General features: G+C 64.3%; 24 protein-coding genes and 1 tRNA gene. 21 read left to right on the top strand and 4 right to left on the bottom strand.

All coding sequences use genetic code 11. The features are described 5' to 3' along the window. The first annotated feature begins 106 nt into the window (after nt 1-106). The 8 genes from ACUYMZ_RS01285 (at nt 107) to ACUYMZ_RS01250 (ending at nt 10,070) form a co-directional block, all read left to right on the top strand. Nucleotides 107-1,234, top strand: coding sequence for an L-talarate/galactarate dehydratase (locus tag ACUYMZ_RS01285; RefSeq protein WP_442424920.1), 1,128 nt, complete (start codon nt 107-109; stop codon nt 1,232-1,234). A gap of 10 nt (nt 1,235-1,244) precedes the next feature. Next, a complete protein-coding gene (locus tag ACUYMZ_RS01280; protein WP_481601837.1) occupies nt 1,245-1,943 on the top strand; it encodes a FadR/GntR family transcriptional regulator in 699 nt (232 codons plus the stop codon). Between the two features lie 361 nt (nt 1,944-2,304). Further along, nucleotides 2,305-3,714 (top strand): FAD-binding oxidoreductase, encoded by a 1,410-nt coding sequence (locus tag ACUYMZ_RS01275; protein WP_481601836.1) that lies wholly within the window; start codon nt 2,305-2,307, stop codon nt 3,712-3,714. 40 nt (nt 3,715-3,754) lie between these two features. Then, nucleotides 3,755-5,407, top strand: coding sequence for an ABC transporter substrate-binding protein (locus tag ACUYMZ_RS01270; RefSeq protein WP_481601835.1), 1,653 nt, complete (start codon nt 3,755-3,757; stop codon nt 5,405-5,407). Then, nucleotides 5,404-6,357: an ABC transporter permease gene (locus ACUYMZ_RS01265; RefSeq protein ID WP_442424923.1), complete on the top strand. Its 954-nt coding sequence runs from the start codon at nt 5,404-5,406 to the stop codon at nt 6,355-6,357. The genes ACUYMZ_RS01270 and ACUYMZ_RS01265 overlap by 4 nt, the downstream gene beginning before the upstream one ends. After that, nucleotides 6,354-7,208 (top strand): ABC transporter permease, encoded by an 855-nt coding sequence (locus ACUYMZ_RS01260; RefSeq protein ID WP_481601834.1) that lies wholly within the window; start codon nt 6,354-6,356, stop codon nt 7,206-7,208. The genes ACUYMZ_RS01265 and ACUYMZ_RS01260 overlap by 4 nt, the downstream gene beginning before the upstream one ends. 1 nt (nt 7,209) lies before the next feature. Continuing rightward, on the top strand, nt 7,210-8,874 hold the full coding sequence (locus ACUYMZ_RS01255) for an ABC transporter ATP-binding protein (RefSeq protein ID WP_481601833.1): 1,665 nt from the start codon (nt 7,210-7,212) through the stop codon (nt 8,872-8,874). Beyond that, nucleotides 8,871-10,070 (top strand): aminotransferase-like domain-containing protein, encoded by a 1,200-nt coding sequence (locus tag ACUYMZ_RS01250; RefSeq protein ID WP_481601832.1) that lies wholly within the window; start codon nt 8,871-8,873, stop codon nt 10,068-10,070. Before ACUYMZ_RS01255 ends, ACUYMZ_RS01250 begins: the two co-directional genes overlap by 4 nt. A 127-nt stretch (nt 10,071-10,197) precedes the next feature. Here the strand turns inward: ACUYMZ_RS01250 and ACUYMZ_RS01245 are convergent. Continuing rightward, nucleotides 10,198-10,280: transfer RNA gene (locus ACUYMZ_RS01245), tRNA-Leu, on the bottom strand. Between the two features lie 384 nt (nt 10,281-10,664). On the opposite strand from ACUYMZ_RS01245, the gene ACUYMZ_RS01240 reads away from it, so the two are divergent. The 7 genes from ACUYMZ_RS01240 to pknB are packed head-to-tail and all read left to right on the top strand — an operon-like array spanning nt 10,665 to nt 20,381. Then, the gene (locus tag ACUYMZ_RS01240; RefSeq protein ID WP_426005040.1) at nt 10,665-11,414 is read left to right on the top strand and encodes an FhaA domain-containing protein; all 750 of its coding nucleotides are present in this window, start codon (nt 10,665-10,667) and stop codon (nt 11,412-11,414) included. A gap of 5 nt (nt 11,415-11,419) precedes the next feature. Beyond that, nucleotides 11,420-11,899 carry an FHA domain-containing protein FhaB/FipA gene (locus ACUYMZ_RS01235; RefSeq protein WP_426007632.1) on the top strand — a complete coding sequence of 160 codons (480 nt, stop codon included), beginning with the start codon at nt 11,420-11,422 and terminating at the stop codon, nt 11,897-11,899. A gap of 3 nt (nt 11,900-11,902) precedes the next feature. Further along, a complete protein-coding gene (locus tag ACUYMZ_RS01230) occupies nt 11,903-13,693 on the top strand; it encodes a PP2C family protein-serine/threonine phosphatase (protein ID WP_481601831.1) in 1,791 nt (596 codons plus the stop codon). Then, nucleotides 13,690-15,120 carry an FtsW/RodA/SpoVE family cell cycle protein gene (locus ACUYMZ_RS01225; RefSeq protein ID WP_426005038.1) on the top strand — a complete coding sequence of 477 codons (1,431 nt, stop codon included), beginning with the start codon at nt 13,690-13,692 and terminating at the stop codon, nt 15,118-15,120. Before ACUYMZ_RS01230 ends, ACUYMZ_RS01225 begins: the two co-directional genes overlap by 4 nt. Further along, on the top strand, nt 15,117-16,574 hold the full coding sequence (locus ACUYMZ_RS01220) for a penicillin-binding transpeptidase domain-containing protein (RefSeq protein ID WP_426005037.1): 1,458 nt from the start codon (nt 15,117-15,119) through the stop codon (nt 16,572-16,574). Before ACUYMZ_RS01225 ends, ACUYMZ_RS01220 begins: the two co-directional genes overlap by 4 nt. Beyond that, the gene (locus tag ACUYMZ_RS01215; protein ID WP_481601830.1) at nt 16,571-18,394 is read left to right on the top strand and encodes a protein kinase domain-containing protein; all 1,824 of its coding nucleotides are present in this window, start codon (nt 16,571-16,573) and stop codon (nt 18,392-18,394) included. The genes ACUYMZ_RS01220 and ACUYMZ_RS01215 overlap by 4 nt, the downstream gene beginning before the upstream one ends. Before the next feature lie 10 nt (nt 18,395-18,404). Further along, complete coding sequence (gene pknB / locus ACUYMZ_RS01210) at nt 18,405-20,381, top strand: Stk1 family PASTA domain-containing Ser/Thr kinase (protein WP_426005033.1); 1,977 nt, start codon at nt 18,405-18,407, stop codon at nt 20,379-20,381. A 16-nt stretch (nt 20,382-20,397) separates the two neighbouring features. Here pknB and ACUYMZ_RS01205 read toward each other — a convergent pair whose 3' ends face one another. From ACUYMZ_RS01205 to ACUYMZ_RS01195, 3 genes are read right to left on the bottom strand one after another with little or no spacing between them, the layout of a single operon-like run. Beyond that, nucleotides 20,398-21,039, bottom strand: coding sequence for an aminodeoxychorismate/anthranilate synthase component II (locus tag ACUYMZ_RS01205; RefSeq protein WP_426005031.1), 642 nt, complete (start codon nt 21,037-21,039; stop codon nt 20,398-20,400). Further along, on the bottom strand, nt 21,036-21,182 hold the full coding sequence (locus tag ACUYMZ_RS01200; protein WP_442424942.1) for a hypothetical protein: 147 nt from the start codon (nt 21,180-21,182) through the stop codon (nt 21,036-21,038). Before ACUYMZ_RS01200 ends, ACUYMZ_RS01205 begins: the two co-directional genes overlap by 4 nt. Nucleotides 21,183-21,209: 27 nt before the next feature. Then, the gene (locus tag ACUYMZ_RS01195) at nt 21,210-22,016 is read right to left on the bottom strand and encodes a class E sortase (RefSeq protein WP_481601829.1); all 807 of its coding nucleotides are present in this window, start codon (nt 22,014-22,016) and stop codon (nt 21,210-21,212) included. A 173-nt stretch (nt 22,017-22,189) separates the two neighbouring features. On the opposite strand from ACUYMZ_RS01195, the gene ACUYMZ_RS01190 reads away from it, so the two are divergent. From ACUYMZ_RS01190 to ACUYMZ_RS01165, 6 genes are all read left to right on the top strand, one after another. After that, on the top strand, nt 22,190-22,444 hold the full coding sequence (locus ACUYMZ_RS01190; protein ID WP_426005028.1) for a cell division protein CrgA: 255 nt from the start codon (nt 22,190-22,192) through the stop codon (nt 22,442-22,444). Nucleotides 22,445-22,487: 43 nt separating this feature from the next. Next, nucleotides 22,488-22,997: a methylated-DNA--[protein]-cysteine S-methyltransferase gene (locus tag ACUYMZ_RS01185; RefSeq protein WP_481601828.1), complete on the top strand. Its 510-nt coding sequence runs from the start codon at nt 22,488-22,490 to the stop codon at nt 22,995-22,997. After that, entirely contained in the window at nt 22,997-23,548 is a 552-nt protein-coding gene (locus tag ACUYMZ_RS01180; protein ID WP_481601827.1) for an RNA polymerase sigma factor, read from the top strand. The genes ACUYMZ_RS01185 and ACUYMZ_RS01180 overlap by 1 nt, the downstream gene beginning before the upstream one ends. A gap of 77 nt (nt 23,549-23,625) precedes the next feature. Continuing rightward, on the top strand, nt 23,626-24,216 hold the full coding sequence (locus ACUYMZ_RS01175) for a methylated-DNA--[protein]-cysteine S-methyltransferase (protein ID WP_481605788.1): 591 nt from the start codon (nt 23,626-23,628) through the stop codon (nt 24,214-24,216). Beyond that, nucleotides 24,213-24,923 carry an alpha-ketoglutarate-dependent dioxygenase AlkB family protein gene (locus ACUYMZ_RS01170; protein WP_481601826.1) on the top strand — a complete coding sequence of 237 codons (711 nt, stop codon included), beginning with the start codon at nt 24,213-24,215 and terminating at the stop codon, nt 24,921-24,923. The genes ACUYMZ_RS01175 and ACUYMZ_RS01170 overlap by 4 nt, the downstream gene beginning before the upstream one ends. Before the next feature lie 51 nt (nt 24,924-24,974). Next, complete coding sequence (locus ACUYMZ_RS01165) at nt 24,975-25,592, top strand: DNA-3-methyladenine glycosylase I (protein WP_481601825.1); 618 nt, start codon at nt 24,975-24,977, stop codon at nt 25,590-25,592. Nucleotides 25,593-25,603 lie beyond the last annotated feature (11 nt).

The following is a 25,603-nucleotide window of genomic DNA, read 5'->3' as shown; positions in this document are numbered from 1 at the left end:
CCGCCGCCAGGTCAGTGGCCATCCGGCGGGCTCCTCCGAAAAATTATCTCTTGTAGCACAAGTACCAAACTTGTATCCTAAGTATCACACCCACTTAGGAGACCCAGTGAGCCCCGTAGATCTCATCCGGCACGTCAAACTGTCCACCGCCCGGCTACCCCTCAGCGTGCCCATCAGCGACGCCAAAGTCTTTACGGGCCGTCAGAAGCCCATGACCGAGGTCGTGTTCCTGTTCGCGGAAATCACCACGGAACAAGGTCACAGCGGCGTTGGCTTCAGCTATTCCAAGCGGGCCGGAGGCCCCGCGCAGTACGCCCACGCCAAGGAAGTCGCGGAGGGCATCATCGGCGAGGACCCCAACGACATCGGCAGGATCTACACCAAGCTCCTCTGGGCCGGGGCGTCAGTGGGAAGGTCAGGGGTGGCAACGCAGGCGCTGGCAGCGATCGACATCGCGCTCTACGACCTCAAAGCCAAGCGTGCCGGCCTTCCCCTGGCCAAGCTCCTTGGCTCGTACCGCGACTCGGTCCAGACGTACAACACCTCCGGCGGCTTCCTCAACGCCACCTTGGACGAAGTCAAGGCAAGGGCCACGCAATCCATCGAAGATGGCATCGGCGGCATCAAGATCAAAGTTGGACTGCCTGATTCCAAGGAAGACCTCCGCCGCGTTGCCGGAATCCGGGAGCACATCGGATGGGACGTCCCGCTCATGGTGGATGCCAATCAACAGTGGGACCGCGCCACCGCCTTGCGGATGGGCCGCCAGCTCGAGGAGTTCAATCTCATCTGGATCGAAGAACCCCTGGACGCTTACGATTTCGAGGGCCACGCGCACCTCGCACAGGTCCTGGACACCCCCATCGCCACGGGTGAGATGCTGGCTTCGGTCGCGGAGCACAAGGGCCTCATCAGCGCGCATGGCTGCGACATCATCCAGCCGGACGCCCCACGGGTCGGCGGCATCACCCAGTTCCTGCGGCTCGCCGCGTTGGCGGATGAAAGAGGCCTTGGCCTGGCCCCGCATTTCGCCATGGAAATCCACCTCCACCTCGCCGCCGCCTACCCCACTGAACCCTGGGTGGAGCACTTCGACTGGCTGGACCCGCTCTTCGAGGAACGGCTGGAAACCAAGAACGGCCGCATGATCGTTCCGGACCGCCCCGGTTTGGGCGTCACCTTGTCCGAACAGGCCCGCGCCTGGACCACCGAGTCCGTGGAGTTCGGCGCGTAACCTTGAACGCATGAGCCGAAACCTGACCGCGGACCTCGCCGCCGACCTTCGCAACCGGATCGTCGACGGCGTCATCCAGCCAGGTGAGAAGCTCCCCAGCGAAAACACCCTCATCAGCGAGTTTGGCGTGAGCCGGACCGTTGTCCGCTCCGCACTCACCCGCCTGCAGGCCGAGGGACTGGTGGAAACCGAACGCGGGCGGGGCAGCTTCGCGCTGACCCCGCCCGCCGACGGCCCCACCCAGGCGCCCGGCACCCGGCAGGTTTCCACCGCTGAAGACCGCCTGAACATGCTGGACTTCCGCATCGGTGTCGAAGCGGAAGCGGCAGCCCTGGCGGCGCAGCACCACTTGGACCGCCAGTTGAAGGCTGTCCACGGTGCCCTGGAACTATTCACCGCCAGCTCCGGCCACCCTGCGCACGCCATGAAGGCCGACTACGAGTTCCACCGCGCAATAGCCGCAGCCTCGGGCAACCCCTTTTACACGGATTGCATCACGGCTTTGGGACAAACGATGATCACCATGCCGCGACCCCGACTGCTCTCCAGCGAAGAACCAGACTCCCCCGAGCGCTTCGCCCAAGTGGTCCATGAGCACGCCTCCATCTACGCAGCCATCGCCGAGCGCGACCCAGCCGCTGCCGCTGCCGCCATGCGCCTTCACCTGGCCAACTCACGACGCCGGTTCAAGGCTTCCGCACGCAGCTAACCTCTAACCCCTCACCTACCCAACTGGGTCGCAGTTAAGCACGTTTTGAGCGCTGAAAACGCGCACAAATGCGACCCAGTTGGGTAGGGGCGGCGGGAGGGCGTCACATGACGAATTACTCCGCCCCCCGCCGACATATTTCGTCGTGCAATGACGCTATTTAACGAAATGGGAATCACCGCGTCGCTCCGTTGAGAAGTATTGATCGACATTTCCTTTAACTGGCGCCCGGATTCCGAGGACCGATAATTTTTTATGACTGACTCCCAGTCATTTCGCGGCCGGGATATTCATCAAAAGAGTCCGGGCTGCACGCTGCGCCATTCCGTCATGTGTGCGCCCCGGGAGGAGAGATCCCGGCATGACAACCCAGCAGATCACGGAAGCACCGGCCATACAGGCATACCTCCGGAAGCTCACTGAGCTGTCCCCGGAAATAGCTGTCCTCGAACCGGGCGCTGAAACTACCCGGTACAGCCACGACGCAGCCACCGCCAAGGCTGCCACTGCAGCGCAAACGCAAGGTCCCGCCGTCGTGCTTCCAGCATCGGCGGCCGAAGTCCGGCAAGCCGTGAAGCTTGCCGGGGACCTCGGTGTCACCGTGGTTCCGCGAGGTGCCGGCACAGGCCTTTCGGGCGGTGCTGCGGCTACCGGGAACCAGGTGGTTATTTCCACGGAAAAACTCAGCCGCATCATCGAAGTTTCTCCCCTGGACGAAGTAGCAGTTGTAGAGCCGGGCGTCATCAATGCTGATCTGAACAAACACCTCGAGCCCTTCGGCCTTTTCTATGCCCCGGATCCCGCGAGTTTCGACATTTCCTCCATCGGCGGCAATATCGCCACCAACGCGGGCGGGTTGCGTTGCGCCAAGTACGGGGTGACGCGCGAATCGATCCTGTCCCTCGACGTCGTACTCGCCGACGGCAGCCTCATCTCGGTCGGCCACCGCTCCATCAAGGGCGTCACCGGTCTTGATCTGACGTCGTTGTTTGTCGGTTCCGAAGGCATCCTGGGTATCGTCACCCAAGCCACGGTGCGCCTCCGTCCCATCCCGGTAGCCCGCAAGACCGTCAGCGCCTTCTTCGACAGCACCGCTGAAGGCACCGGCGGCCTGGCAGCCATCACCCGCTCGCCCGTGCGCCCTGCGGCCATTGAATTCTTTGACACGCCCAGCCTGGCAAACATCGACGCCCACTCCGGCACAGCCCTCCGCAGCCGGGGCGCCGCCTTGATCCTGATCGAGCTCGACGGCTACGGCATCGGCGACCAGGCCGCGGACCTCGCCACCGCCCTCAGTGCGGTGGGTGGCCGGGTCACCGTGGAAGCGGACGACGACGGCGTGCGGCTTTGGGAGCTGCGCCGCAGCGGCCGCGGACTCCCGCAGGACAAGTGGTACATCGGTGAGGACATCGCGGTACCCAAGTCGCGCCTGGCCGAGGTTTACGCCGCATTCCCAGCCTTGGAAGCCCGCTTCGGCGTCACCATCTCGGCCGTCTCACACGCCGGCGACGGCAACCTCCACCCCCTGATCACCCTGGACAAAACGCCCGACGACGGTCCCACCCCGCCTGCCCCGTTGCAGGAAGCTGCCACTGAACTGGTGAAGGTTGCCCTGTCCCTGGGCGGCACCGTCACCGGTGAGCACGGCGTGGGAACCATCAAGAAGGAATGGGCTGCCTTGGAACTCTCCGAGCGCAGCCGTGTATTGCAGCACGCCATCAAAGCAGCCGTGGACCCCGCCCACCTGCTTAACCCCGGCAAAGCCATCTAGGCCCGGCCACGCAATCCCAACAGCATCAAGGAGACCCCTCATGAACATCATTGGCACCCCCGAATTCCGCAGGCGCGCGTTCCTCGCAGGCCTCGGCGCCCTGTCCACCTCGGCATTGGTCACCGCTTGCGGCGGGCCTACCGCCAGCACCGGCTCTACCGGAGGAAGCCCGGTAGAGGGCGGAAACATCACCTTCCTGATCCAGGGCTACGACACCGGCTGGGTTCCCAGCAAGACCGCGATCTCAAGCTACGAGGGCAACCTTTGGGGCCAAATCACCGACAAGCTGGTGTACGTCAACGAGAAGGGCGAGCTCAGCCCGTGGGTTGCCGAGAAGTGGGAAGAGTTCAACGGTGCCAAGGACTTCGTCCTGCACTTGAAGGAGGGCGTGACCTTCTCCGACGGAAGCCAGCTGGACGCGGCCGCCGTGGTGGCCAACCTCAATGCCTGGGCCAAGGGCGATGCAGAGCGCGGTATCAGCAAGGTCGGCCTGTTCCCCTCCACGAACTTCGTCTCTGCGGAGGCCGTGGATCCCAGGACGGTCAAGGTTGCTTTCTCCTCGCCGGCCCTGGGCTTCATCGCCACCCTGGCGTACCACGGCTGCATCCTGCTTTCCCCGAAGACCTTGGCATTGCCGGTTGAAGCGCAGGCAGACCTCAGCCAGGAAATTGGCAGCGGTCCCTTTGTGGTCAAGTCCTGGAAGCAGGGCGACAGCTACGTCCTGGAGAAGCGCAAGGACTACAACTGGGGCCCGGCGGCACTCGGACACACGGGTCCGGCCCGCTTGGACACCATCACGTACAAGGTCATCAAGGACACCTCGGTCCGTACATCCACCGTGGTGTCCGGCCAGGCGGACGTGGCCTTCAACGTGGAACCCCAGGAAATCGAGTCCCTGAAGGCTCAGGGGTTTACCGTTGGCACGCCCCGCTACCTTGGCTTCGTCGACGGCTTCCAAGTCAACACCACGGCATTCCCGACCAACGAGCTCGCCGTCCGCCAAGCCATCCAGCACGGCATCGACCGTGAAGAAATCCGCAAGACCGTCTACACCGACGACTGGAACGCTGCCACCACCTTCATCCAGGGCAACGTCCCCGAAGCGGGCGAGTTCAGCGACTCCTTCGCGTTCGATCCCGGGAAGGCCAACAAGGTGCTGGACGACGCCGGCTGGACCAAGGGCTCCGATGGCTACCGCACCAAGGACGGCAGGACCCTCGAGTTCACCCTGACACCGAACCCCTACGTCCCCTCCACCAAGGCCGAGGACGAGCTCATCGCCCAACAGCTGAAGAAGGTCGGCATCAAGGTCAACCTCAAGGTGGTCGATGTTGCGGGCTACGCAGCTGTCCAGGCCAGCAAGCCGCCGCTGTTCCAGACCTCCCGCAGCTTCGTCGACGTCGGAACGGTCGCCGGTGTCCTGACCAGCCAGAACAAGGGCGAGGACTGGTTCAGCGTCGGAACCAGCGACCAAAAGCTGAACGACCTCTCGACGGCGATCGCCACTGCCTCGGACCGCGCTTCCCGTGAAAAGGTTGCCGACGAACTGCAGAAGTACGTGCTGGAGCAGGGCTATTTCGTTCCCCTTAACCAGCTGGTCCAGCGCCTCTACCTCATCAGCCCCAAGGTCCAGGACGTTCACTACAACGGCCTTGCCTACGCCAACTTCTACACCGCCTGGATAGCAAAGTGACCTCCGGGTACAAGCGTTTCGCTGTGGTCAGGGCGGGACAGGCGGCCATCGTCATCCTGCTCGCTTACGTAGTGACGTTCCTGGTGATCAGCGTGCTCCCGGGCGACGCCATCACCAACACGCTGCGTGACCCGCAGCGCGGCCTCAGTGAAGAAGACATCCAAAGGATTGTGTCGTACTACGGCCTGGACGAACCTGTGATCGTCCAGCTGTTGCTCTCCCTTGGCCGCTTCCTCACCGGTGAGCTGGGCTTCTCCCTGCAGTCCAACCTGCCCGTGGCACAGCTGGTGGGTGACGCGCTGCCGTCAACGCTGACGCTGGCTTCCACGGCACTCGTCATCGCCGTTGTCTTCGCGGTGGGGATCGCCTACGGTGCGCAGTACCTCCCAAGCCGGGCAGCCGCCGTCGTGCGTTCCATCCCATCGCTGTTCCTGTCGGTGCCCAACTTCGTGATCGGCCTGGTGCTGATCGAGCTGTTCGCGTTCCGGCTGCATACCTTCACTACTACCGACCCCAACAGCGCCGTGGCGACGTTGTTCGCTGCCATCACGTTGGCTATTCCGGTGTCGGCACCCTTGGCCGAAGTGCTGATCGCCAGCCTGGATCATGAATCCCGGCAGGAATACGCGCTGGTGGCACGGTCACGGGGGCTGACCGAGGCGAGGCTGTTCGCGAAGCACCTGGTGAAGCCTTCAGCCCTGCCGTCGGTGGCCATGATCGCCCTCATCGTTGGCGAGCTGCTGGGTGGGTCGGTCATCACCGAGACCATCTTCGGACGCGACGGAATCGGCACGGTCGTCCAGAGCGCCGTGACGGGTGAGGACCAGCCCGTCCTGCAGGCCGTGGTCTCCCTCTCCGCAGTGGTGTTCGTCGGCGTGAACCTCCTGGCCGACCTCGCCTCGCCGCTGCTCGACCCCCGCGTCAAACTCCAGGAAAAGGTGGGCGCATGACTGCCATCCTCAGCAACCCCGAACTCGCCGGACCGGTGGCTCCACCCAAGCGGCTCTTCGCGGGCCTGCCGCCCGTTACAGTGCTCCTGTCTTTCACCGTGGTGCTCATCGTGATCCTCTGGTCGCTCGCTCCCGGGCTTTTCACGCACTACAGCCCGGTTACCGGCGATACCGCCAGCAAACTGGCCGCGCCCAGCGCCGCACACTGGTTCGGAACCGACTACCTCGGCCGCGACCAGTACGCCCGGGTGGTCTACGGAACGGCATCCTCGGTCACAAGCGCCCTGGTGGCCGTACTCATCGGCCTGGTGGTAGGCAGCATCATCGGCCTTGCCAGCGGGTTCCGCGGCGGCTGGCTGGATGCTGTGCTGGGCCGGTTCGTCGATGTCCTGCTGGCCATCCCGGGATTCCTCCTGGCCGTGGTGATCGTCAGCTCCCTGGGTTTCCAGACCATCAACGCTGCCATCGCTACCGGAGTGTCCGCCGTCGCCGTCTTCGCCCGGCTGATGCGCGCGGAAGTGATCCGCGTCCGCAGCGCCAGCTATGTGGAAGCGTCCTACCTGGAAGGCGGCAACCGCCGCCACGCCCTGCTTGGACACATCCTGCCCAACGCCTACCGCTCGGTGCTGGTGCTGGCGGTGCTCCAGTTCGGCACGTCCATCCTCGTCATCGCCTCGCTGGCGTTCCTCGGCTACGGCGACCCGCCACCGTCCTCCGATTGGGGACTGCTGGTGGCCTCCGGCAAGACCTACGTCACGGCTCCATGGCTCGTGTACGCGCCGGCGCTGGTCATCGTTATCACCGTGTTGTCCGTGAACCGCATCAGCCGCTGGCTGCGAAAGGCGAAGTGACATGAGCTCCCTTTTAACAGTGCAAGGTTTGTCGATCGCGTACGGCCGTACCGCCGTCGTTCATGACGTGTCGTTCTCCCTCGCCAAGGGTGAGAGCCTCGCGCTCATCGGTGAGTCTGGTTCCGGCAAGTCGACCATCGCCAAGGCCGTCCTCCGGCTGCTTCCGCACGACTCAACCGCCACAGGTGCAGTGGAGCTTAACGGCAGGGACGTCCTGGCCCTCCCGGAGAGGCAGTTCCGCCCGCTCCGGGGAAGGGAGCTTGGGTTTATCCCGCAAGATCCCGCCTCCGCCTTGAATCCCGTGCGGACCATCGGCGCGCAGGCTCACGAGGCCGCCGCGCTGCTGGGCGAAACCGATCCGCAAAAGCGGCGACCGAAAATCCTGGACGTCCTGGAGCAGGTGGGGCTCCCGGATCCTGCCCGGGTTTACGACTCCTATCCGCATCAGCTCTCGGGCGGAATGCTGCAGCGCGTACTGATTGCACTGACGGTGCTGCCACGTCCATCCCTGATCGTCGCCGACGAGCCCACCTCCGCGTTGGACGTGACGGTGCAGAAGCTGATCCTGGACATGCTGACCGAGCTTCGCAGCGAGCTGGACATCAGTCTGCTCCTCATCACCCACGACCTCGCCATCGCGGCCGAACGCACAGACTCCCTGGTGGTGCTGAAAGACGGTTCGGTCCAGGAAAGCGGGGCGTCCCGGGACATCTTCGCGTGGCCAAGGACCGAGTACGCCCGTAACCTCCAGGCCGACGTTCCCGCGCTGCACCCTGACAGGTACCGGAACCAGCGCTCCACCCGTGAAGAAACGTACGACGGCGGCTTCCGGACTGCGGCGGACAGCACACCGTCGGCCGGCGAACGGCAGATTGACGTCCGGGCCGTGACCAAGCGCTTCACTGCGGGCGGCAAGGAAGTGGTGGCCCTTGATGGTGTTTCCTTCTCCGTGGAACGGGGACGCACGCACGCGCTGGTGGGCGAATCGGGTTCCGGAAAGACCACCGCTGTCCGGCTGCTGTTGGGACTGGAACAACCGGATGGCGGGGATATCACGGTAGCCGGCCAGTCGACATCGGGCAGGTCGCGGTCGGAAGTCCGCGGGATCCGGCGCCATCTCCAGCTCGTCTACCAGAACCCGTTCACGTCCCTGGACCCCAGCTGGCGGGTGGGCCGGATCATCCGGGAGCCCCTGGACCAATTCGGCGTCGGCACCAAAGCCGAACGGGCACAGCGTGTCCGGGAAGCATTGGACGCAGTGGGCCTGCCGGAGTCCGTCGCATCCCGCACGCCCGCACACCTGTCCGGTGGCCAGCGGCAGCGCGTGGCCATTGCCCGCGCGCTGGTGGTGCGTCCCGACGTCGTGGTCTTGGACGAACCGACGTCCGCCCTCGACGTGAGCGTCCAAGCCGGAATCCTGGAACTGCTCTCCAAACTGCAACGGGAACTGGGCCTGACGTACCTGTTCGTCTCCCACGACCTCGCACTGGTGCGCCAGGTGGCAGACACCGTCTCCGTGCTGCGCCGTGGCCATGTTGTGGAAGACGGCCCTGTGGAGGACATCTTCCTGCGGCCGCAACATGCATACACCCAGGCGCTTCTGGACGCCATTCCCTTGGCAACGCCTGTATCCGAAACCAAACAACCAGCGAAGGCAACCGCATGACCGTGAACCTGACAAGCACCCGCCGGCCTGCACTGATCGAGGCCTTCACCGCACCGAAGGGATTCGGTGACGCCACCCTGCGTGACAAGCGGGCTGACGCGATTGAACTCCTCGGCGGCATACCGGACCCCGGCGTCCTGCCGACCCAGGAACTCGCCCAAGCCACGGCCCGGGTTTTGGCCAGGCCGGGCGTACCCGCGCTCCAGTATTCGCGCACTGAAGGCATCTCTCCGCTGCGCGAGTGGATCGCCGAACGCGAGGGAGTCTCCGTTGACCGGATCCTGATCACCAACGGCGGCTTCCATGGACTGTCGCTGGCCATTCAGGCTGTGGTGGAGCGCGGCGACCTGGTGGCCGTGGACAACCCGATCTTCCCGTTGTTCCTCCGCGGCCTGCAGCTCTCCGATGCACAGACACTGCCCGTGTTCGTTGGCCCGCGTGGGCTGGACGTTGACCATCTCAGCGACCTGTTGCGTTCGGGAGCCCGTCCGTCCGCGCTCTATACAGTGCCGGACTTCCACAACCCCTCGCAGGGCACGCTTCCGGGCGAGGCGCGTGCGGAGCTGGTGCGGCTGGCGGAGCACTACGGATTCGTCATCCTGGCGGACAACCCCTACCGTGAACTGCGTTTTTCCGGCGAACAGGAAAGTGTGGAGGAGTTCAACACCTCGGACCACGTGCTGCACATTAATACGTTCACCAAAACACTGGGGCCGGGCCTGCGGCTTGGCTGGACTGTGGCACCGGAGCACCTGGCCCGTGATCTGGTGGCGCTCCGCAGCCGCCAGGACTCGCACAGTTCCACTTTGGTACAGGCGATCATCGGCGAACTGGTCACGTCCGATCCCGGAATCTTCGATAGGACGCTGGAGAGTGCACGCGCGCTGTACCGTAGCCGTGCGGAGACTCTGGTAGAAGCGCTGCACAGGGAAGCCCCGGGAGCTTTCGAGACTGTCCTTCCGGAGGGTGGCCTGTTCCTGTGGCCGCGGCTGGCCGATGACTCTGTGGACGCGGATCAGTTGGCCGCCGATGCCAGTGCCGAAGGCGTGGAGTACCAGCGCGGCTCGTTCTTCCCCTCGGGACCAGGAACGGACGCCGACCGCCACCTTCGCCTTGCCTATGGAGATGTATCCGGGGACAAGCTGGAAGAGGCCGCCGCCCGCCTGGGACGGGCCCTGAAGCGCCAGTCCCTCTAACCCCTCACCCAACTGGGTCGCATTTGTGCGCGTTTTGAGCCCTCTAAACGCGCACAAATGCGACCTAGTTGGGGGCGAGGGGAAACAAAAGAGCCCCGATCCGTAGATCGGGGCTTTTTTCATTGCGTGCGCGAGGGGGGATTTGAACCCCCACACCCTTTCGGATACTGGCACCTGAAGCCAGCGCGTCTGCCGTTCCGCCACTCGCGCGCAACTTCTTTTTCAGGCGATCCACCGGAAACCGGCTTCGCTTCCTTCAAAAGCAGCGAGATCAAGCATAACGGACACCCCGGGCAAAACACCAATCGAGCAAAACAGGGCATCATGGCAAGGTCTTTGAAGGAAGCTTCACAGACGAAACTTCTCCTGAACAGCGCGGAAATTTCACCCCGCAGGAAGGCCGTAAGGACGGGGCGCAAGCGAACTTTTCCGGGTCGCAAGGCGTTGTGGATTAAGGCCATTCCCAGTCACGCCCAGTAGTATCGGGAAGTGGAAGGGCCGTTCGGCGCTCATTTCGCTGTGTGCGCAGAAGGGTGAACGGACGGACTATCGGACAGGCACTGACCGTGCCGCGGCAAGGAAAGGAGAAGGACCATGGGTTTGCTGGATAAAGTCGAGCGCGGCATCGAAAAAGCTGTCCGCAACGTCTTCTCCACAGGGTCGCGGGCACGGGTCGAGCCGGTGGAGATCGCGAGCAACCTGCGCCGGGAACTGGACAACAAGTCCATCACCATCGCGGCCGGGCGTACCCTGGCTCCCAATGTCTTCGACGTCCTGCTCAGTGACGAAGACTTTGCCCGGGCCCAGGAATGGGGAACCCCGCTGGCCGAGGAACTGTGCGACGTCGTGATCCAGCACGTCCGCAGCCAGGGCTACACCCTCCAGGGGCCGGTCCGGATCTCCTTCCGCCGCAACGAAGAAGAGCGCGCCGGGCATTTCGAGATCACCTCGCGGACGGAGAAAACCTCCGACGGCGGCGCTCCCGCCCCCCAGGCGCCGCGGCCGAACGTTCCAGCAGCCCCCTCCAGGCAGCCCACCCGCCTCCAGCCCGTGCTGGACATCGGCGGACAGCGATACTCGCTCAATGCCCAGTCGATCGTGCTGGGCCGCTCTTCAGAAGCCGACATCCTGGTCGATGACACCGGAGTGTCCCGCAAGCACCTTGAAGTCCGCACCCAGAACGGCACCACCTGGGCTGTGGACCTGGGTTCCACCAACGGCAGCTATGTCAACGGGCATAAAGTCGACGGCAGCGTGGAACTCACTGACGGCTCAACCATCACGATGGGACGTACCAAGATCATTTTCCGCCTCCTCCCCCAGAACCCGGGTGGCCACGCGTGAACGACATCAGCGAACTGACCATTACCGCTCTTCGCTTCGGCTTCCTCCTCCTGCTGTGGATCCTCATTTTCAGCATCGTTTCCACCATGCGGCGGGACTTCCAGATCGGCCGCAAGGCTGCCACGGGTGCGCCCACGGCGCGTGAAGTGCGCAAGCACCCGGAACTCGCTGCATCGCCGCCGCCTGCCATCCAGCATGCCCGCAACCTGGTGGTGACCGAAGGGCCGCTCAAGGGCACCACGGTACCGCTGGCTGCGAGCCCGATCCTGCTGGGCCGGGCCCAGGAGGCCACCCTGGTCCTCGAGGATGATTACGCTTCCGGACGCCACGCCCGGCTGTTCCCCCAGGGCAGCCGCTGGTTCATTGAGGACCTCGGCTCCACCAACGGCACCTACCTCGCCGATCAGCAGCTCACCCGGGCGCTTCCGGTCGAGCTTGGCGTCCCCGTGAGGATCGGCAAGACGGTCATCGAATTGAGGCCGTAGTCCATGGCTGCACCCCAGACCACCGAAGGCAAGGAGAAGCCGGCGGAGCGCCCCCTCATCATGCGCTACGCCGCGCGTTCCGACGTCGGCAGGATCCGCTCCAAGAATGACGACTCCGCATACGTGGGCCGTCACCTTGCCGTGGTTGCCGATGGCATGGGCGGTCACGCAGGCGGCGATGTCGCCTCCGCTTCCACGGTGCTGGACATGATCCATCTGGATCACGACGACTATCCGGACGGAGCTGACACCGTCCTGGCGGACGAGATCCAGACCGCCAATTCGCTGCTTTCCGAGCTGGTGCACCAGAATCCCAAGCTGTCGGGCATGGGAACCACAGTCACTGCCCTGCTCCTTGAGGGCCGCAAGCTCCATTTCGCCCACATCGGCGATTCCCGCGCCTACCGGCTGCGGAACAAGACGTTTGAGCAGGTCAGCATCGACCACACGTTCGTCCAGCGCCTGATTGACGAGGGCCGGCTGCGTCCGGAGGAAGCCGAGACACACCCCCACAAGAACGTGCTGATGCGCGTTCTGGGTGACGTGGACGCCAGCCCGGAGCTGGACCTGGACATCCTGGATGTCGAACCCGGCGAACGTTGGCTCCTGTGCTCGGATGGACTGAACTACGTGGCCGGCCATGTGGTGGAGCGTACGGTCCGTGAAACCAAGGACCTGCGTGAATGCGTCGAGACCCTGGTGGACCTCACGCTGGAGGCCGGCGCGCCGGACAACGTCACCGTGGTCATGCTGGAAATCGCCGAGGAAACCGACGACGACGTCACTACCGCCGCCGTCGACGTCGTTCCGCCCGCAGCACTTGCCGCGGTGGACGGACCTGCGGCCTCGAAGGATGCGGCCAAGGGCAAAAAGGTAACGGAAGGCCCCTCCGCCACCAAGTCCGCGGAGGAAACCCCGGCTGCTTCCACTGCTGCTTCCCGGGAAAAGTCCGGCGAAGAAACCCCTGAAGACGCCAAGCCCCAAGACGCCACCGAGGACAAGGACGCCGCAGAGGAAGCAGAGCCCCCTGCTACCACTGACCCCAACCTCGGCGAACACCTTTCCGCGGAGGTTCTCCGCGAAGAACTCGCCAGCAGACCGCACGAACTCGTCGGCGCCGCTGCAACTGCTGCCGAGACGGGCTCCATCCCCACCGTGGCCGGGCGAACAGTGGCCCGCCGCGCGGCGACCGTCCTGACGCACAAAGCCGAACAGGACAGGCTAGACCTCGAAGAGCCACCGCGCCGCCGCGTGCGCTGGCTTATGCCCGCCGTCGCAGCCTTTGTGGTCCTTGGAGTGGTGGTCGGGTTGTGGCTCGGCTACGCCTGGACACAAACCCGCTATTACGTGGGCGAGTTCGACCAGCGGGTGGCCATCTTCAACGGCATCTCGCAGCGGCTGGGTCCCATCCAGCTGTCGCGCCTGGAATCGGTGACCGAACTGCGTGTCGACTCCCTTCCGGAGTACGGCCAGCAAAGCGTCCGGCAGACGGTGCCGGCAGGAGACCTGGACGACGCCCAAAGGATCGTGGAGAACCTCAAGAACTTCGGCAGCACGTCCGGCGCCTGCCCCACGACGAGCGGCACCCCCACCGCACCGGCTGCATCACCCGGCGCGGGAAGCCCCGCAACCGCGGGAGCCAGCCCAAGCCCGGGAACACCGGCTACGGGCACCCCCACGCCGAGCCCGGCACCTGCCACCAGCGTGGCAGTTCCCAGTACTGCTGCGATCGCCAGTTCACCTGGAGAGCCAACGCCCTCGCCCGTCCCGACTCCCTGTGAGGTGGCACCGTGATTCAAACAGATACCGCCACCAAGCCACGCCGCAATGTAGAGCTCGTCCTGATCGTGCTCGCCCTGGCCGTGGGAATCGGCGCGAGCGCCCTGGTGAGCATCAACTCGGACAGCGGCCTGGACCGGGACTTCTGGTTCCAGTCGAGCCTGCTTGCCGTGGCCGCGTTCGCCTTCCACGTCGTACTCCGGCTCCGCGCCAAGTATGCCGATCCGGTAATTCTTCCCATTGTGGTGGCGCTCAACGGACTCGGCCTTGCTCTTATCCACCGCATGGATGGGCCGGCGGACGATACCGGCAACAACCAGCTGCGGTGGACCCTCATCGCCATGGCTGTGTCCATCGCAGTCATCTGGTTCCTCAAGGACCACCGGATCCTGCGCCGTTTCACCTACATTTCGCTTGCAGCCAGCGCCTTCCTGCTGATCCTTCCCTTGGTGCCCGGCATATCCGCCGGTGAAATCCTGGGTGCCCGGGTGTGGATCAGGGTGGGCCCCATGACGTTCCAACCCGGTGAAATCGCCAAGATCACCCTCGCCATATTCTTCGCCGGGTATCTTTCGTCCAACAGGGACCTGATCCTCCTTGCCGGCCGGAAGATCGGGCCCATGCAGTTCCCGCGGTTCAAGGACCTTGGCCCCATGATCACGGCCTGGCTGGTCAGCATCGGCGTCCTGGTGTTCCAGCGCGACCTCGGTTCGTCCATCCTGTTCTTCGGCCTCTTCATCGTGATGATCTATGTGGCCACGAGCCGTATCTCCTGGGTGGTCATCGGCCTGACCCTGATCCTGGGCGGCGGATTCATTGCCTCGCGGATCTTCTCGCATGTGGCCTTCCGCATCGACAGCTGGATCAATGCCTTCACCCCGGAGGTCTTCGGCAGGTCTCCCGGCGGCAGTGGCCAGATCGTGCAGGGCCTGTTCGGCATGGCCGACGGCGGCCTGGTGGGTACCGGCCTTGGCCAGGGCCGGCCGGATCTGGTTCCCTTTGCCAACAGCGACATGATCGTTGCGCTCATCGGCGAAGAGTTGGGCCTTATCGGGCTTTTCGCCGTCGTGATGCTCTACCTGTTGCTCTTCACCCGCGGTTTCCGTGCCGCGCTGGGTACGCGGGATGCTTTCGGCAAGCTGCTGGCGTGTGGCCTGTCCTTCGCGATCGCCCTGCAGTGCTTCGTGGTCATCGGTGGCGTAACGCGCCTCATTCCGCTGACCGGCCTCACCACGCCGTTCCTTGCCGCCGGAGGGTCCTCCCTGCTGGCCAACTGGATCATTGTCGGATTGCTCCTGATGATTTCCAACACGGCCCGGGGTCCTGTGGACACTACACCCATGGTGAACAAACCCCCGGCCACCAGCAGCAACCCGGCTGCCCGCAAGCCGGCCAATCCCCCCACATCAGGCGCACCAACCGAGGCGGTGAAGCAACAATGAACCAGGCCATCAGAAGTTCGTGGATGGCAGCCGTGGCCATGTTTGCTTTGATCTTCGGCGCCATCAGCTACGTCCAGGTCATTGGCGCGGACGACCTCAACGCCAATCCGTGGAACCAGCGCGCCATCCTGGCATCGTTCTGCAACGACCGTGGATCCATCATTGTCGGGGGCAAACCGGTCGCGGAGTCCGTGACCGGCACCGAATCCTGCGCGTTCCAGCGCAAGTACACGCAGCCGGAGCTGTACGCAGGCGTCACCGGGTACTTCTCCCGTGGCTTCGGTTCCACGGGCCTTGAGCAATCCATGAGCGATACTCTGGCGGGAAATTCCGACCAGTTGTTCCTGGACCGTGTGAGTCAGATGTTCCTGGGCAACGAGCCCAAGGGCGCATCGGTGGAGCTGACGTTGGACCCCGAGGTCCAAAAGCTTGCCTTTGACCTCATTCCGGACGGCCAGCGTGGCTCCATCGTGGTCACCAACCCCAAGACCGGCGCCATCCTGGCCATGGTCTCCAAGCCTTCCTATGATCCCAACCTGATCGCAACGCACGACACCGCCGCGGCAGAGGCCAATTACGCCGAGCTCAACCAGGTACCGGGCATCAACCTGAACCAGAACGTCAGCGGCCCCACGGGCAACCTGCTGTCCCCGGGCTCAGTCTTCAAGCTGATCGACACCGCCGCGGCATTGAACTCCGGCAAGTACAACAAGGACAGCGAGCTTCCCAACCCCAGCAGCCTGCCCTTGCCCGGCTCGAGCGCCAGCCTGCCCAACTATGCGGGCGGCAACTGCAACGTGCGGGAGACGGCGTCGTTCTCCTTCGCGCTGGAGCAGTCCTGCAATACGCCGTTTGCCAGTATCGCCCTGGACCTCGGACAGGACGCGATCCGCGAGCAGGCCGAGAAGTTCGGTTTCGGCCAGAACTTCGGCGACCAGCTGAAACTGCAGATGGCCCCCAGCATCTTCCCGACCGACCTGGACCAGGCCCAGCTCGCCCAGTCCTCCGTGGGCCAGCGCGACGTCAAGGCGACGCCGCTGCAGATCAACATGATGACTGCCGCGATCGCCAACAACGGCGTCCAGATGAAGCCGTACCTGGTCAAGACCGTACGGGCTCCCGATCTGCGCGTCATCACCGAGACCAGGTCCGAACGGCTCCGCACCAGCACCACCGAGCCGATCGCCAACCAGATCACCGAGTGGATGACCAGCGCTGTAGACAACGGCATCGCCAATGGAGCTTCCGTTTCCGGGGTCAAGGTGGCCGGCAAGACCGGTACCGCTGAACTGGGCGATTCAGGTTTGAACAACTCATGGTTCACCGGGTTTGCCCCGGCGAACGATCCGCAAGTGGCCGTCACCATCGTCATGGAGGGTGTGGATGTGGTCACCGGTTCCAAGCTAACCAGTCCGAACGCAAAGAAGATTTTTGAGGCGGTGTTGAATAAGTGAGGCCTACTTCGGGAATCACACTCGGCGGCAGGTTCCAGTTGACCAGTCGCATTGCGATTGGCGGCATGGGTGAAGTCTGGAAGGCCAAGGACCAGATCCTGGGCCGGATTGTTGCCATCAAGGTGCTCAAGGAGGAATACACCGGCGACCCCGGGTTCCTGCAGCGGTTCCGCGCCGAGGCCCGCCACACCGCCCTGCTCAACCACGTGGGCATTGCCAACGTCTTCGATTACGGCGAGGAAGCCGGTTCGGCATACCTGGTGATGGAGCTCGTTCCGGGACACCCGCTGAGCGCCATCCTTGAAAAGGAACAGGTGCTGTCCCCGGACATGACCCTGTCCATCATTTCCCAGACGGCACGGGCTTTGGCCGTGGCCCACGCGCAGGGGCTGGTCCACCGCGACATCAAGCCGGGCAACCTGCTGATCACGCCGGACAACCGCGTCAAGGTCACCGACTTCGGCATCGCCCGCCTTGCCGACCAGGTGCCGCTGACCCAGACCGGCCAGGTCATGGGCACTGCGCAGTACCTTGCCCCTGAGCAGGCGACAGGCCAGACGGCCACGGGCTCTTCGGACATCTACTCCCTGGGCGTCATTGGCTACGAGTGCCTCACCGGGCACCGTCCGTTCTCGGGTGAGTCACAGATCGCCATCGCCTTGGCACAGGTCAACGATGCTCCGCCGCCGCTTCCGGAGACGCTGCCTACGCCCGTGCGCGCTCTGTTGATGTCCATGCTGGCCAAGGATCCCAAGAACCGCCCGGCCAACGCCATCAAGCTGGCCGAGGCCGCCGAGGCCATCCGCAACGGTGACATCGCTACGGCACACGCGGCCGTTCCCGGCATGCTCCTGTTCGAAGGCGCCACAGGACCCATCACGGCCCCCACCGGCGTAGTCACGTCGCCCATCGCCAAAGAGCAGACCACGACGGCGACCTCCGCACTTCCGGTGGTTGGCGCCGGTGCGGCAGGGGCTGCTGTTGGGGCCGCCGCTGCAGCTTCAGCGGACAACCCCCTGGCGCGTGCGAATGCGCTGGAGGCCGAACGCCAGCTGAATGATGACGCCACCATCTACGAGGAAACCACCTACGACGACCCCGAGCCCGAGCGGAAGAAGCGCAGCCCGTGGACGTGGCCGCTGGTGGCCCTCATTCTCCTGGTCCTGTTTGCCTTGGTCGGCTTCCTGATTTCACAGTCTGGTTTCTTCTCACCGAGCCCTGGTCCCAGCGAAACAACGTCGTCCAGCCCCAGCCGGACGTCGAGCCCCGCGTCCTCGTCGGCCGCACCCACGCCTACGCAGACCTCGCAGGCGCCCTCACCATCGCCCACGCAGAGTACTCCCCAGAAGATCAACGTCATTCCGGAGCAGTACCTGGGACAGCCCTTCGAGACCGTCAGTGCCGAACTCCGGGGCCTCGGTTTCGGTGTAGATGGCCGGGAAGAGTTCAGTGACACGGCTGCTGTTGGCCTGGTGACCGGCCTGAACCCCACCGGTCCGCTCGATCCGGGCACCACCATCACGGTCACGTACTCCAAGGGCCCGGAGAAACCGGCTACAGTCACCGTTCCTGCGATCGGCGTCGGGGCCACGGAGGACCAGGTCAGGGCGGCGATCGAAGGTGCCGGCCTGAAATGGATTCCGGGTGATCCCGTCAATGGTGCAGTCGGCCAGCAGCCGGGCACGTTCGTCCGCTCTTCGCCGGCCGCCGGGACCGAGGTGCCTGAGGGCTCCAACGTCACCTACTACCTCTCCAGGTCAGTAGTGCCCACCAGCCCGTCTACGTCCAGCGGCAGCCCCACCAGCCGTCCGGGCAACTAAGCAGCCCGCCATGTCAACACCCAGGCCTGGTTCCCCACATCGTGAGGGGCCCGCACACCGCGAAGGTCCCGCGCACAGGGAGGAGAACCCTTCTGTGTCTTCACAGCGCATCCTCAATGGCCGCTACGAACTCGGCGACCTGATCGGTCGTGGCGGAATGGCCGATGTCTACCGCGGCACGGACACGCTGCTGGGCCGGACCATCGCGGTCAAGGTCCTGCGTGCAGACCTCGCCCGCGATCCCCAGTTCCAGGCCCGCTTCAAACGCGAGGCCCAGGCTGTTGCTGCCCTGAACCATGCCTCCATCGTGGCTATTTTCGATACCGGCGAGTTCTCCGTGGACGGCGGCCCCGCGGAGGATGTGCGCGTTCCGTACATCGTGATGGAGTTCGTGGCAGGCCGGACGCTGCGGGACATGATCAAGGCCAAGGAACTGGGCGTGGAGGATTCCATCCGCTACACGCTGGGTGTCCTCTCCGCGCTGGAATACAGCCATCGGGCCGGCATCGTCCACCGCGACATCAAGCCGGCCAACGTCATGGTGTGCGAGGACAGCGGTGACGTCAAAGTCATGGACTTCGGCATTGCCCGTGCCATGGCCGACTCAGCAGCAACCATGACCCAGACCCAGGCCGTGGTGGGCACGGCCCAGTATCTTTCACCGGAGCAGGCCCGCGGTGAGACCGTGGATAACCGCAGCGACCTCTACTCGGCGGGCTGCCTGCTCTACGAACTCCTGACCAGCCGTCCGCCGTTTGTTGGGGACAGCCCGGTGTCCGTGGCGTACCAGCATGTCCGCGAAATGCCGGAACCCGCCAGCACGCACAACCCGGATGTCACCGAAGCCCTGGATTCCGTCCTGGCCAAGGCCCTCCAGAAGAACCGTGAGGACCGTTTCCAGGATGCAGCTGCTTTCCGCCGCGCCCTCCGGGCGGCAAGCAATGGAATTGCCGTACCCGTCGTACCGTCGGGGGAGGCAGCCACGGATCCTCAGGACCACGTAGCTGCGGAGGATCCGCCGACCCAGCTGCTCAGCGCCACTGCCGTGGGTTTCCTCGACGTTGACCCCGTGGACGACGACAAAACCACTGATGTGTACAACGATGCCCAGTACGCGGCCGGACGCTTCAACCCGCCTGCTGACGAGGCCCTTCCGCTGGGCCTCCCACCGGAACGCGAGAGGACCGCACGGCAGAAGTCCCGCCGTCGTGCCTGGACTGCCACCCTGGTGATTTTCACTGTCCTGGTGTTGGCAGGCGCTGGTTTCTGGATCTACAACGTGGTGAACACGCAGCCACCCGCCCCCGCCAAGGTTGCCGTTCCCACGGTCGCCAACATGACCGAATCCGAAGCCCTCCAGGAGCTGTACTCGGCCAAGCTGGTCCCGAAAACCTCACGGGTTTCCAGTGAATCGGTCGCCAAGGACATGGCCATAGGCACGTCCCCGACCGCTGGCGCCATGCTGGAGGAGAATTCGGAGATCATCCTCAACATCTCCAGCGGACCGACCTCCCTCACCATTCCCGCAGACATCGTGGGCCGGACCGAGCCCGATGCCAGGGACTACCTGAAGAGGCTCGGCTTCACCGGGGTCATGGAAACCGTGCGTACCCACAGCCCCACCGTGCTGATGGGCCAGATCGTCGGGACGTCCCCGGCTCCCGGCGGAGCGATTGCGCCGGATGCCAAGATCCTGCTGCAACTTTCGTCGGGCAAGGTCCTGATGCCGCAGCTGATCGGTATGACCCAGCAGGAGGCCGAGGCGCGCCTGAAGGAAAACGGCCTGGTCATGAACGTCGTGGAGCAGGAAAACTCGCAGGTGGCCGCCGGAAAGGTAACCGCCCAAAGCGATCCTGCGGACACGGAAGTCGATCAGGGCAAGACCATCACGGTTACTGTCGCCAAGGCCCCTGCGCCGGACCCCACGCCGACGCCGAAGCCAACGGAGACGTCGAGCTCCAAGCCCACGCCCACCAAGAAGGACTGAGCCGGCCCCCTGAACGCTAGTGCTGGATCAGGGGGCTGAGCTTCGCGGCACGCTCTGCGGCGCCGTGCATCCCGAGCGACTCGAGCCAGTTGCCCAGCATCTGGTAGCCGCCTTCGGTCAGCACGGATTCGGGGTGGAACTGCACTCCGCAGAGCGGTGCGGTCTTGTGCTGCAAGCCCATGACCACACCATTGGTGGTTTCGGCGGTGATTTCCAGGACGTCCGGGATGGAGTCGCGCACGGCGGCCAGTGAGTGGTAGCGCGTAGCTGTCACCGGGGAAGGCAGTCCGTAGAAAACGCTCTTGCCTTCGTGGCTGACCGGAGAAGTCTTGCCGTGCATCAGCTCCGGCGCGTGGGTCACCACGCCACCGTAAGCCTCGGCGAGGGCCTGATGGCCCAGGCAGACCCCGAACATGGGCTTGCTGGCTTCACCACACCATTTGATGAGGTCGATGCACACGCCGGCTTCAGCGGGCGTTCCGGGGCCGGGGGAGACCAGGACGCCGTCGCGGGCGGCGGCGAGTTCCTTGGCTTCGGCCAGGGTGACGTCGTCGTTGCGGACCACGGTTGTTTCGGCGCCCAGCTCCTGGAGGTAGCCCACCAGGGTGTAGACGAAGCTGTCGTAGTTATCCACGACCAGGATTTTTGTAGTGCTCATGGCTGCTGTACTGCACCAATCGTTGAGTCGGTCAAGGTGGTGAACTGGGAGAACCAGGGGAAGAGGAACTGAACCATCAGGACCAGGGCCACGGCCACCAGCACCACTGATGTCAGTATCCGCACCCACAAGGGGCCGGGCAAATTGCGAAAGATCCAGGCGTACATCCGTTACCCCTTTCCTTGGGCTTGGGCTACTTGGGCGGCTATTTCCGACGGCGGTCCCGCTGAGGAAGGTTGCCAGCTGTCCAACACGGAGTAGGCGATGATTCTCTCCTGCGCGCCAAAGCGGGGATTGCAACTGGTCATGGTCAGGATGCTCTCCTCGGGCGCGGCCCCGGGCTGCGTGGGGACGGGCAGGAGAACATCAGCACGGTTGGGCAGCACGATCTGGTTGTTCCGGAAAACGTAGGTGTAATAGCCGTCGGGTGTCTGGACGTAGATCCTGTCGCCCGGGACCAGGGTGTGGATGCTGTCCAGGACTGCGCCGTGGGTCTGGCGGTGTCCTGCTACCGCGAAGTTGCCTTTGGCCCCTGGCATGGAGGTGCCTGCGTAGTGGCCGATTCCCAGGGTGTCCAGGACATCTGCCCCGGTTCCCTCAATGATGGGCCGGGTGTACGTGGCGCCGAAGCGCGGGATGTACATGATGCCGATCGTTTGTCCGTTGGAGGGAGCGGTGCCCACTACGGGTGGTCCGTAGTCCGTGCCCGGGACAGCCGGTTCAACCGGGCCTGACAGCTCCTGGGCGAAGCTCTTGATCGCCTCTGACTGCTTGGCATCGGCTTCCACATTGGTCCACCACAATTCCCAGCCCACAAACAGCAGCAGGACGATCCCCCCGGTAATCAGGAGCTCGCCGAATATCTGGCTGATTTTGCGGAGGACATCGGAGACACGGAGGCGCGTGGTCGGCTGCCGGCGCCTCTGCCCGGGGGCAGGCGGACGGCTGGCATCGGCCGTCGTCTGCTGGTGCGCCACGGGGGGTCTCCTTGATCGGTGCGGGCGGCACAGGATGACCCGGAGTTGCGGCTAGACTTGACAGCTAGTAACAACCCGGAACGCCGCGTGGCCGTTGACCGCTGGAATTTTCCTTCCTGCAGGATACCAAGGCCGGCGCATCGGGGGTCCACACCGCCAGCCAAGGAGGCTCCGTGCCCGAGTCCAAGCCCCGCAAGCGGCCTGCCCGTCAGGCCGAGCAGACTTCCGCAGCGCAGCAGTACAAGCCGAACCCCGTGTGGTACAAGGCCGTCATGTTCGGACTGATGATCCTGGGGCTGCTGTGGATCATCACGTTCTACATCACCGAGGGCCGCTTTCCCGTCCAGGACTGGGGTTCCTGGAACATCGTGGCCGGCTTCGGCATCGCGATCGTCGGGTTCCTCATGACCACGCGCTGGCGCTCCTAGGAACCGCACCTCACATTAAGGTGCCCGTGAGCGTCTACAGGGTATGACCACCAGGCACACCACCATGGATTCCCCGTTGGGGCAGTTGACGCTGACTGCCCACGGGGACTTCCTCACGGGCGTCTTCTACGAAGGCCACTGGCACCTGCCCCCACCGGACTACTTTGGTGCTGCAGCACCCGCCGATGACCCCGTTTTCGCGCAAACTGCGGCAGAGCTCAATGAGTATCTTGAAGGCCGCCGCACCGCGTTCAACATTGGATTCAAGACAGCGGGCAATGCCTTCCAGCAAAGGGTGTGGGAGCGGCTCCACCTCATCCCTTTCGGCGAAACCATTACCTATGGGGAACTTGCCGCGGAGTTGGGCGACCCCCACCTGGCCCAGGCAGTGGGTTCAGCAGTGGGCCGCAATCCGGTCAGCATCATCGTTCCATGCCACCGCGTGGTGGGCAGAAACGGGCAGCTGACCGGTTACGCCGGGGGCCTGCGGAACAAGCGTTTCCTCCTGGATCTCGAAGAACCGGCTGCCGCCAAAGAGGGCAAACTCTTCTGATGGCACGCGCGCCGGGGCACCGCAAGCTGCCGTTTGAAGTGATCGTCCAGGAACACGGGGCGTCCGTACTCAGGGTTTGCCGCGCCGTGGTGGGTGCCCAGGAGGCCGACGACGCCTGGTCGGACACTTTCCTCTCTGCCCTGCAGGCGTATTCCAAGCTCCCCCCGGACGCCAACATCGAGGCGTGGCTCGTCACCATCGCGCACCGCAAGTGCGTGGACATCCTCCGGGCCCGTTCCAGGCGGGCTGCGCCCGTCGACCAGCCGCCGGAGCGGCCTTCCGTGCTGGGCATCCCGGGCGGGGGCTACGCGGAACTGCTCGACGCCGTGGGGCAGCTGCCGCCCAAGCAGCGGCAGGCGATTGCCTACCACTTCCTGGCCGGAGTTCCCTACAAGGACATTGCGCTGCTGCTGGGCGGAACACCGGAAGCAGCAAGACGTGCAGCGTCCGACGGCATCAAAGCCCTCCGTGGAACCCTGCAGCGTCCCTTATACACACCGCATGAGCCTGCACCCCCCACCTCCCTCACCGCGAAAGGAGCGCCACGATGACCCTGCCATCATCTTCTCCGGAGTCCCTCCACCAGGACGGAACAGCCGTGGAACACACAGACAGCGCCGGGGTGGCCATGCTGCTCGAACCACTGGACCATCGACTGGAGCCGGCACTTGCCGGGCTTCATGAGCGGCTTGCCCAGGCAGCGCTTGAGACCGGCGACCTAAAGATCGCCTATACCGTGGTCACCTCCCCCGTGGGCAACCTGTTGGTGGCGGCAACGCAACAGGGAATAGTCCGCGTAGCCTTCGAAAACGAAGATCACCAGGCGGTGCTGGAGAAATTGGCCGCAACAGTCAGCCCCAACATCCTTCACGTACCGTCGCAGCTTGCGGAACCTGCCCGGCAATTGACCGAGTACTTCCGCGGGACACGCAGGACCTTTAATCTTCCGCTGGACTTCCAGTTGTCGCGGGGCTTCCGTTTGAACGTCCTTCACCACCTTCCGGAGATTGCCTATGGCCGGACCGAGAGCTACGCGGAAGTGGCTCGTGCAGCAGGGAGCCCGAATGCCGTCCGCGCGGTGGGGACAGCCTGTGCCACCAACCCGATCCCCGTCATCGTCCCGTGCCACAGGGTGGTCAGGACGGACGGCAGCTACGGTGGCTACCTCGGGGGAACCGAGGCCAAACGGACCCTCCTCGCGTTGGAGGCGGCCGCATGAGTGAAGACGCGTTGCTCCCACGGGAGCTGGTGGCACCTGCCGATGACTCACCCTCCGGACCCCGGGAGATAGCTCCCGGGGCAGTCCATGTGCCTGGGTGGCTGACCTTGGAACAACAACAGTGGATTGTGGCCCGCTTCGAGGAGTGGAGCCAGGGACCAGTACCTTTGCGTGCCGCAACCCTGCCAGGAGGCCGCCGGATGTCCGTGCGGACAGTGTGCCTGGGCTGGCATTGGCAGCCGTACCGCTACACGCGGGAAGCAACCGACGTCAATGGCCTGCCCGTCCTGGACTTCCCGGACTGGATGGTGCGGCTGGGAAGGAAGGCGCTGGAAGCCGCGTCTTCCGGGGCAGACCCCTCCCTGTCAGGACTGTCAGCAAAATACACGCCTGATGCCGCGCTGGTGAACTTCTACTCCGACGGCGCAGCCATGGGCATGCACCAGGACAAGGACGAACTGTCTGATGCCCCCGTAGTGTCCTTGAGCATCGGAGACGAGTGTGTTTTCCGCTTTGGGAATACGCTGACCCGGACCAAGCCTTACACCGACGTGCACCTTCGCTCCGGTGATCTTTTCGTCTTCGGTGGACCGTCCCGGTTCGCCTACCACGGGATTCCCAAGGTCCTTCCCGGAACAGCACCGGACGGAAGCGGTCTTTCGGGGGGACGGATCAACATCACCATGAGGGTGACCGGCCTGTCCTGAAAGCGTCATCAGAAAATGTCAGGGCCGCGGTGCACAATATCCGCAGGAGCAATGGAGGAGAACTGCGTGACCCCTGGAGAAAACGGCATCATCGTCGGTCCTGACGGCCTGGCGCGTCCACTGTGGGCAGCCGCTGACCCCTTGATGCAGTCGTACTACGACCACGAGTGGGGCATGCCGGTCCGGGACGAGCAGGGGATGTACGAGCGCATCAGTTTGGAGGCATTCCAGGCTGGACTGTCCTGGGCCACCATCCTCCGCAAACGCGATGCTTTCAGGAAAGCTTTCCTGGACTTCTACCCTGAGAGTGTGGCCGCCTTCAACCAGGCCGACGTTGAACGCCTCATGCTGGACGCCGGGATCGTCCGCAACCGCTTGAAGATCAACGCTGCCATCACCAATGCCAAAGCCACCATTGCCCTGCGCGAAGAGGGCGGCCTGGTGGATTTCGTGTGGTCCTTCCAGCCCGCTTCAACTCCCGCCCCCCGGACCGTGGCTGACATACCCACCACGTCACCGGAATCCATTGCCTTGTCCAAGGCGCTGCGCAAGAAGGGGTTTGCTTTCGTGGGACCCACCACCATGTTTGCCCTCATGGAGGCAGTGGGGATCGTGGATACCCACTTGCTGGACAGCCACAGGCGCGGTTCATCCGGAGTGTGGGCCTGAAGCCCTCGGCA

Source organism: Arthrobacter sp. T572, assembly GCF_056780115.1.
Note: the sequence above shows the minus strand (reverse complement) of the source record. Positions and strands in the feature narration are given on the sequence as shown.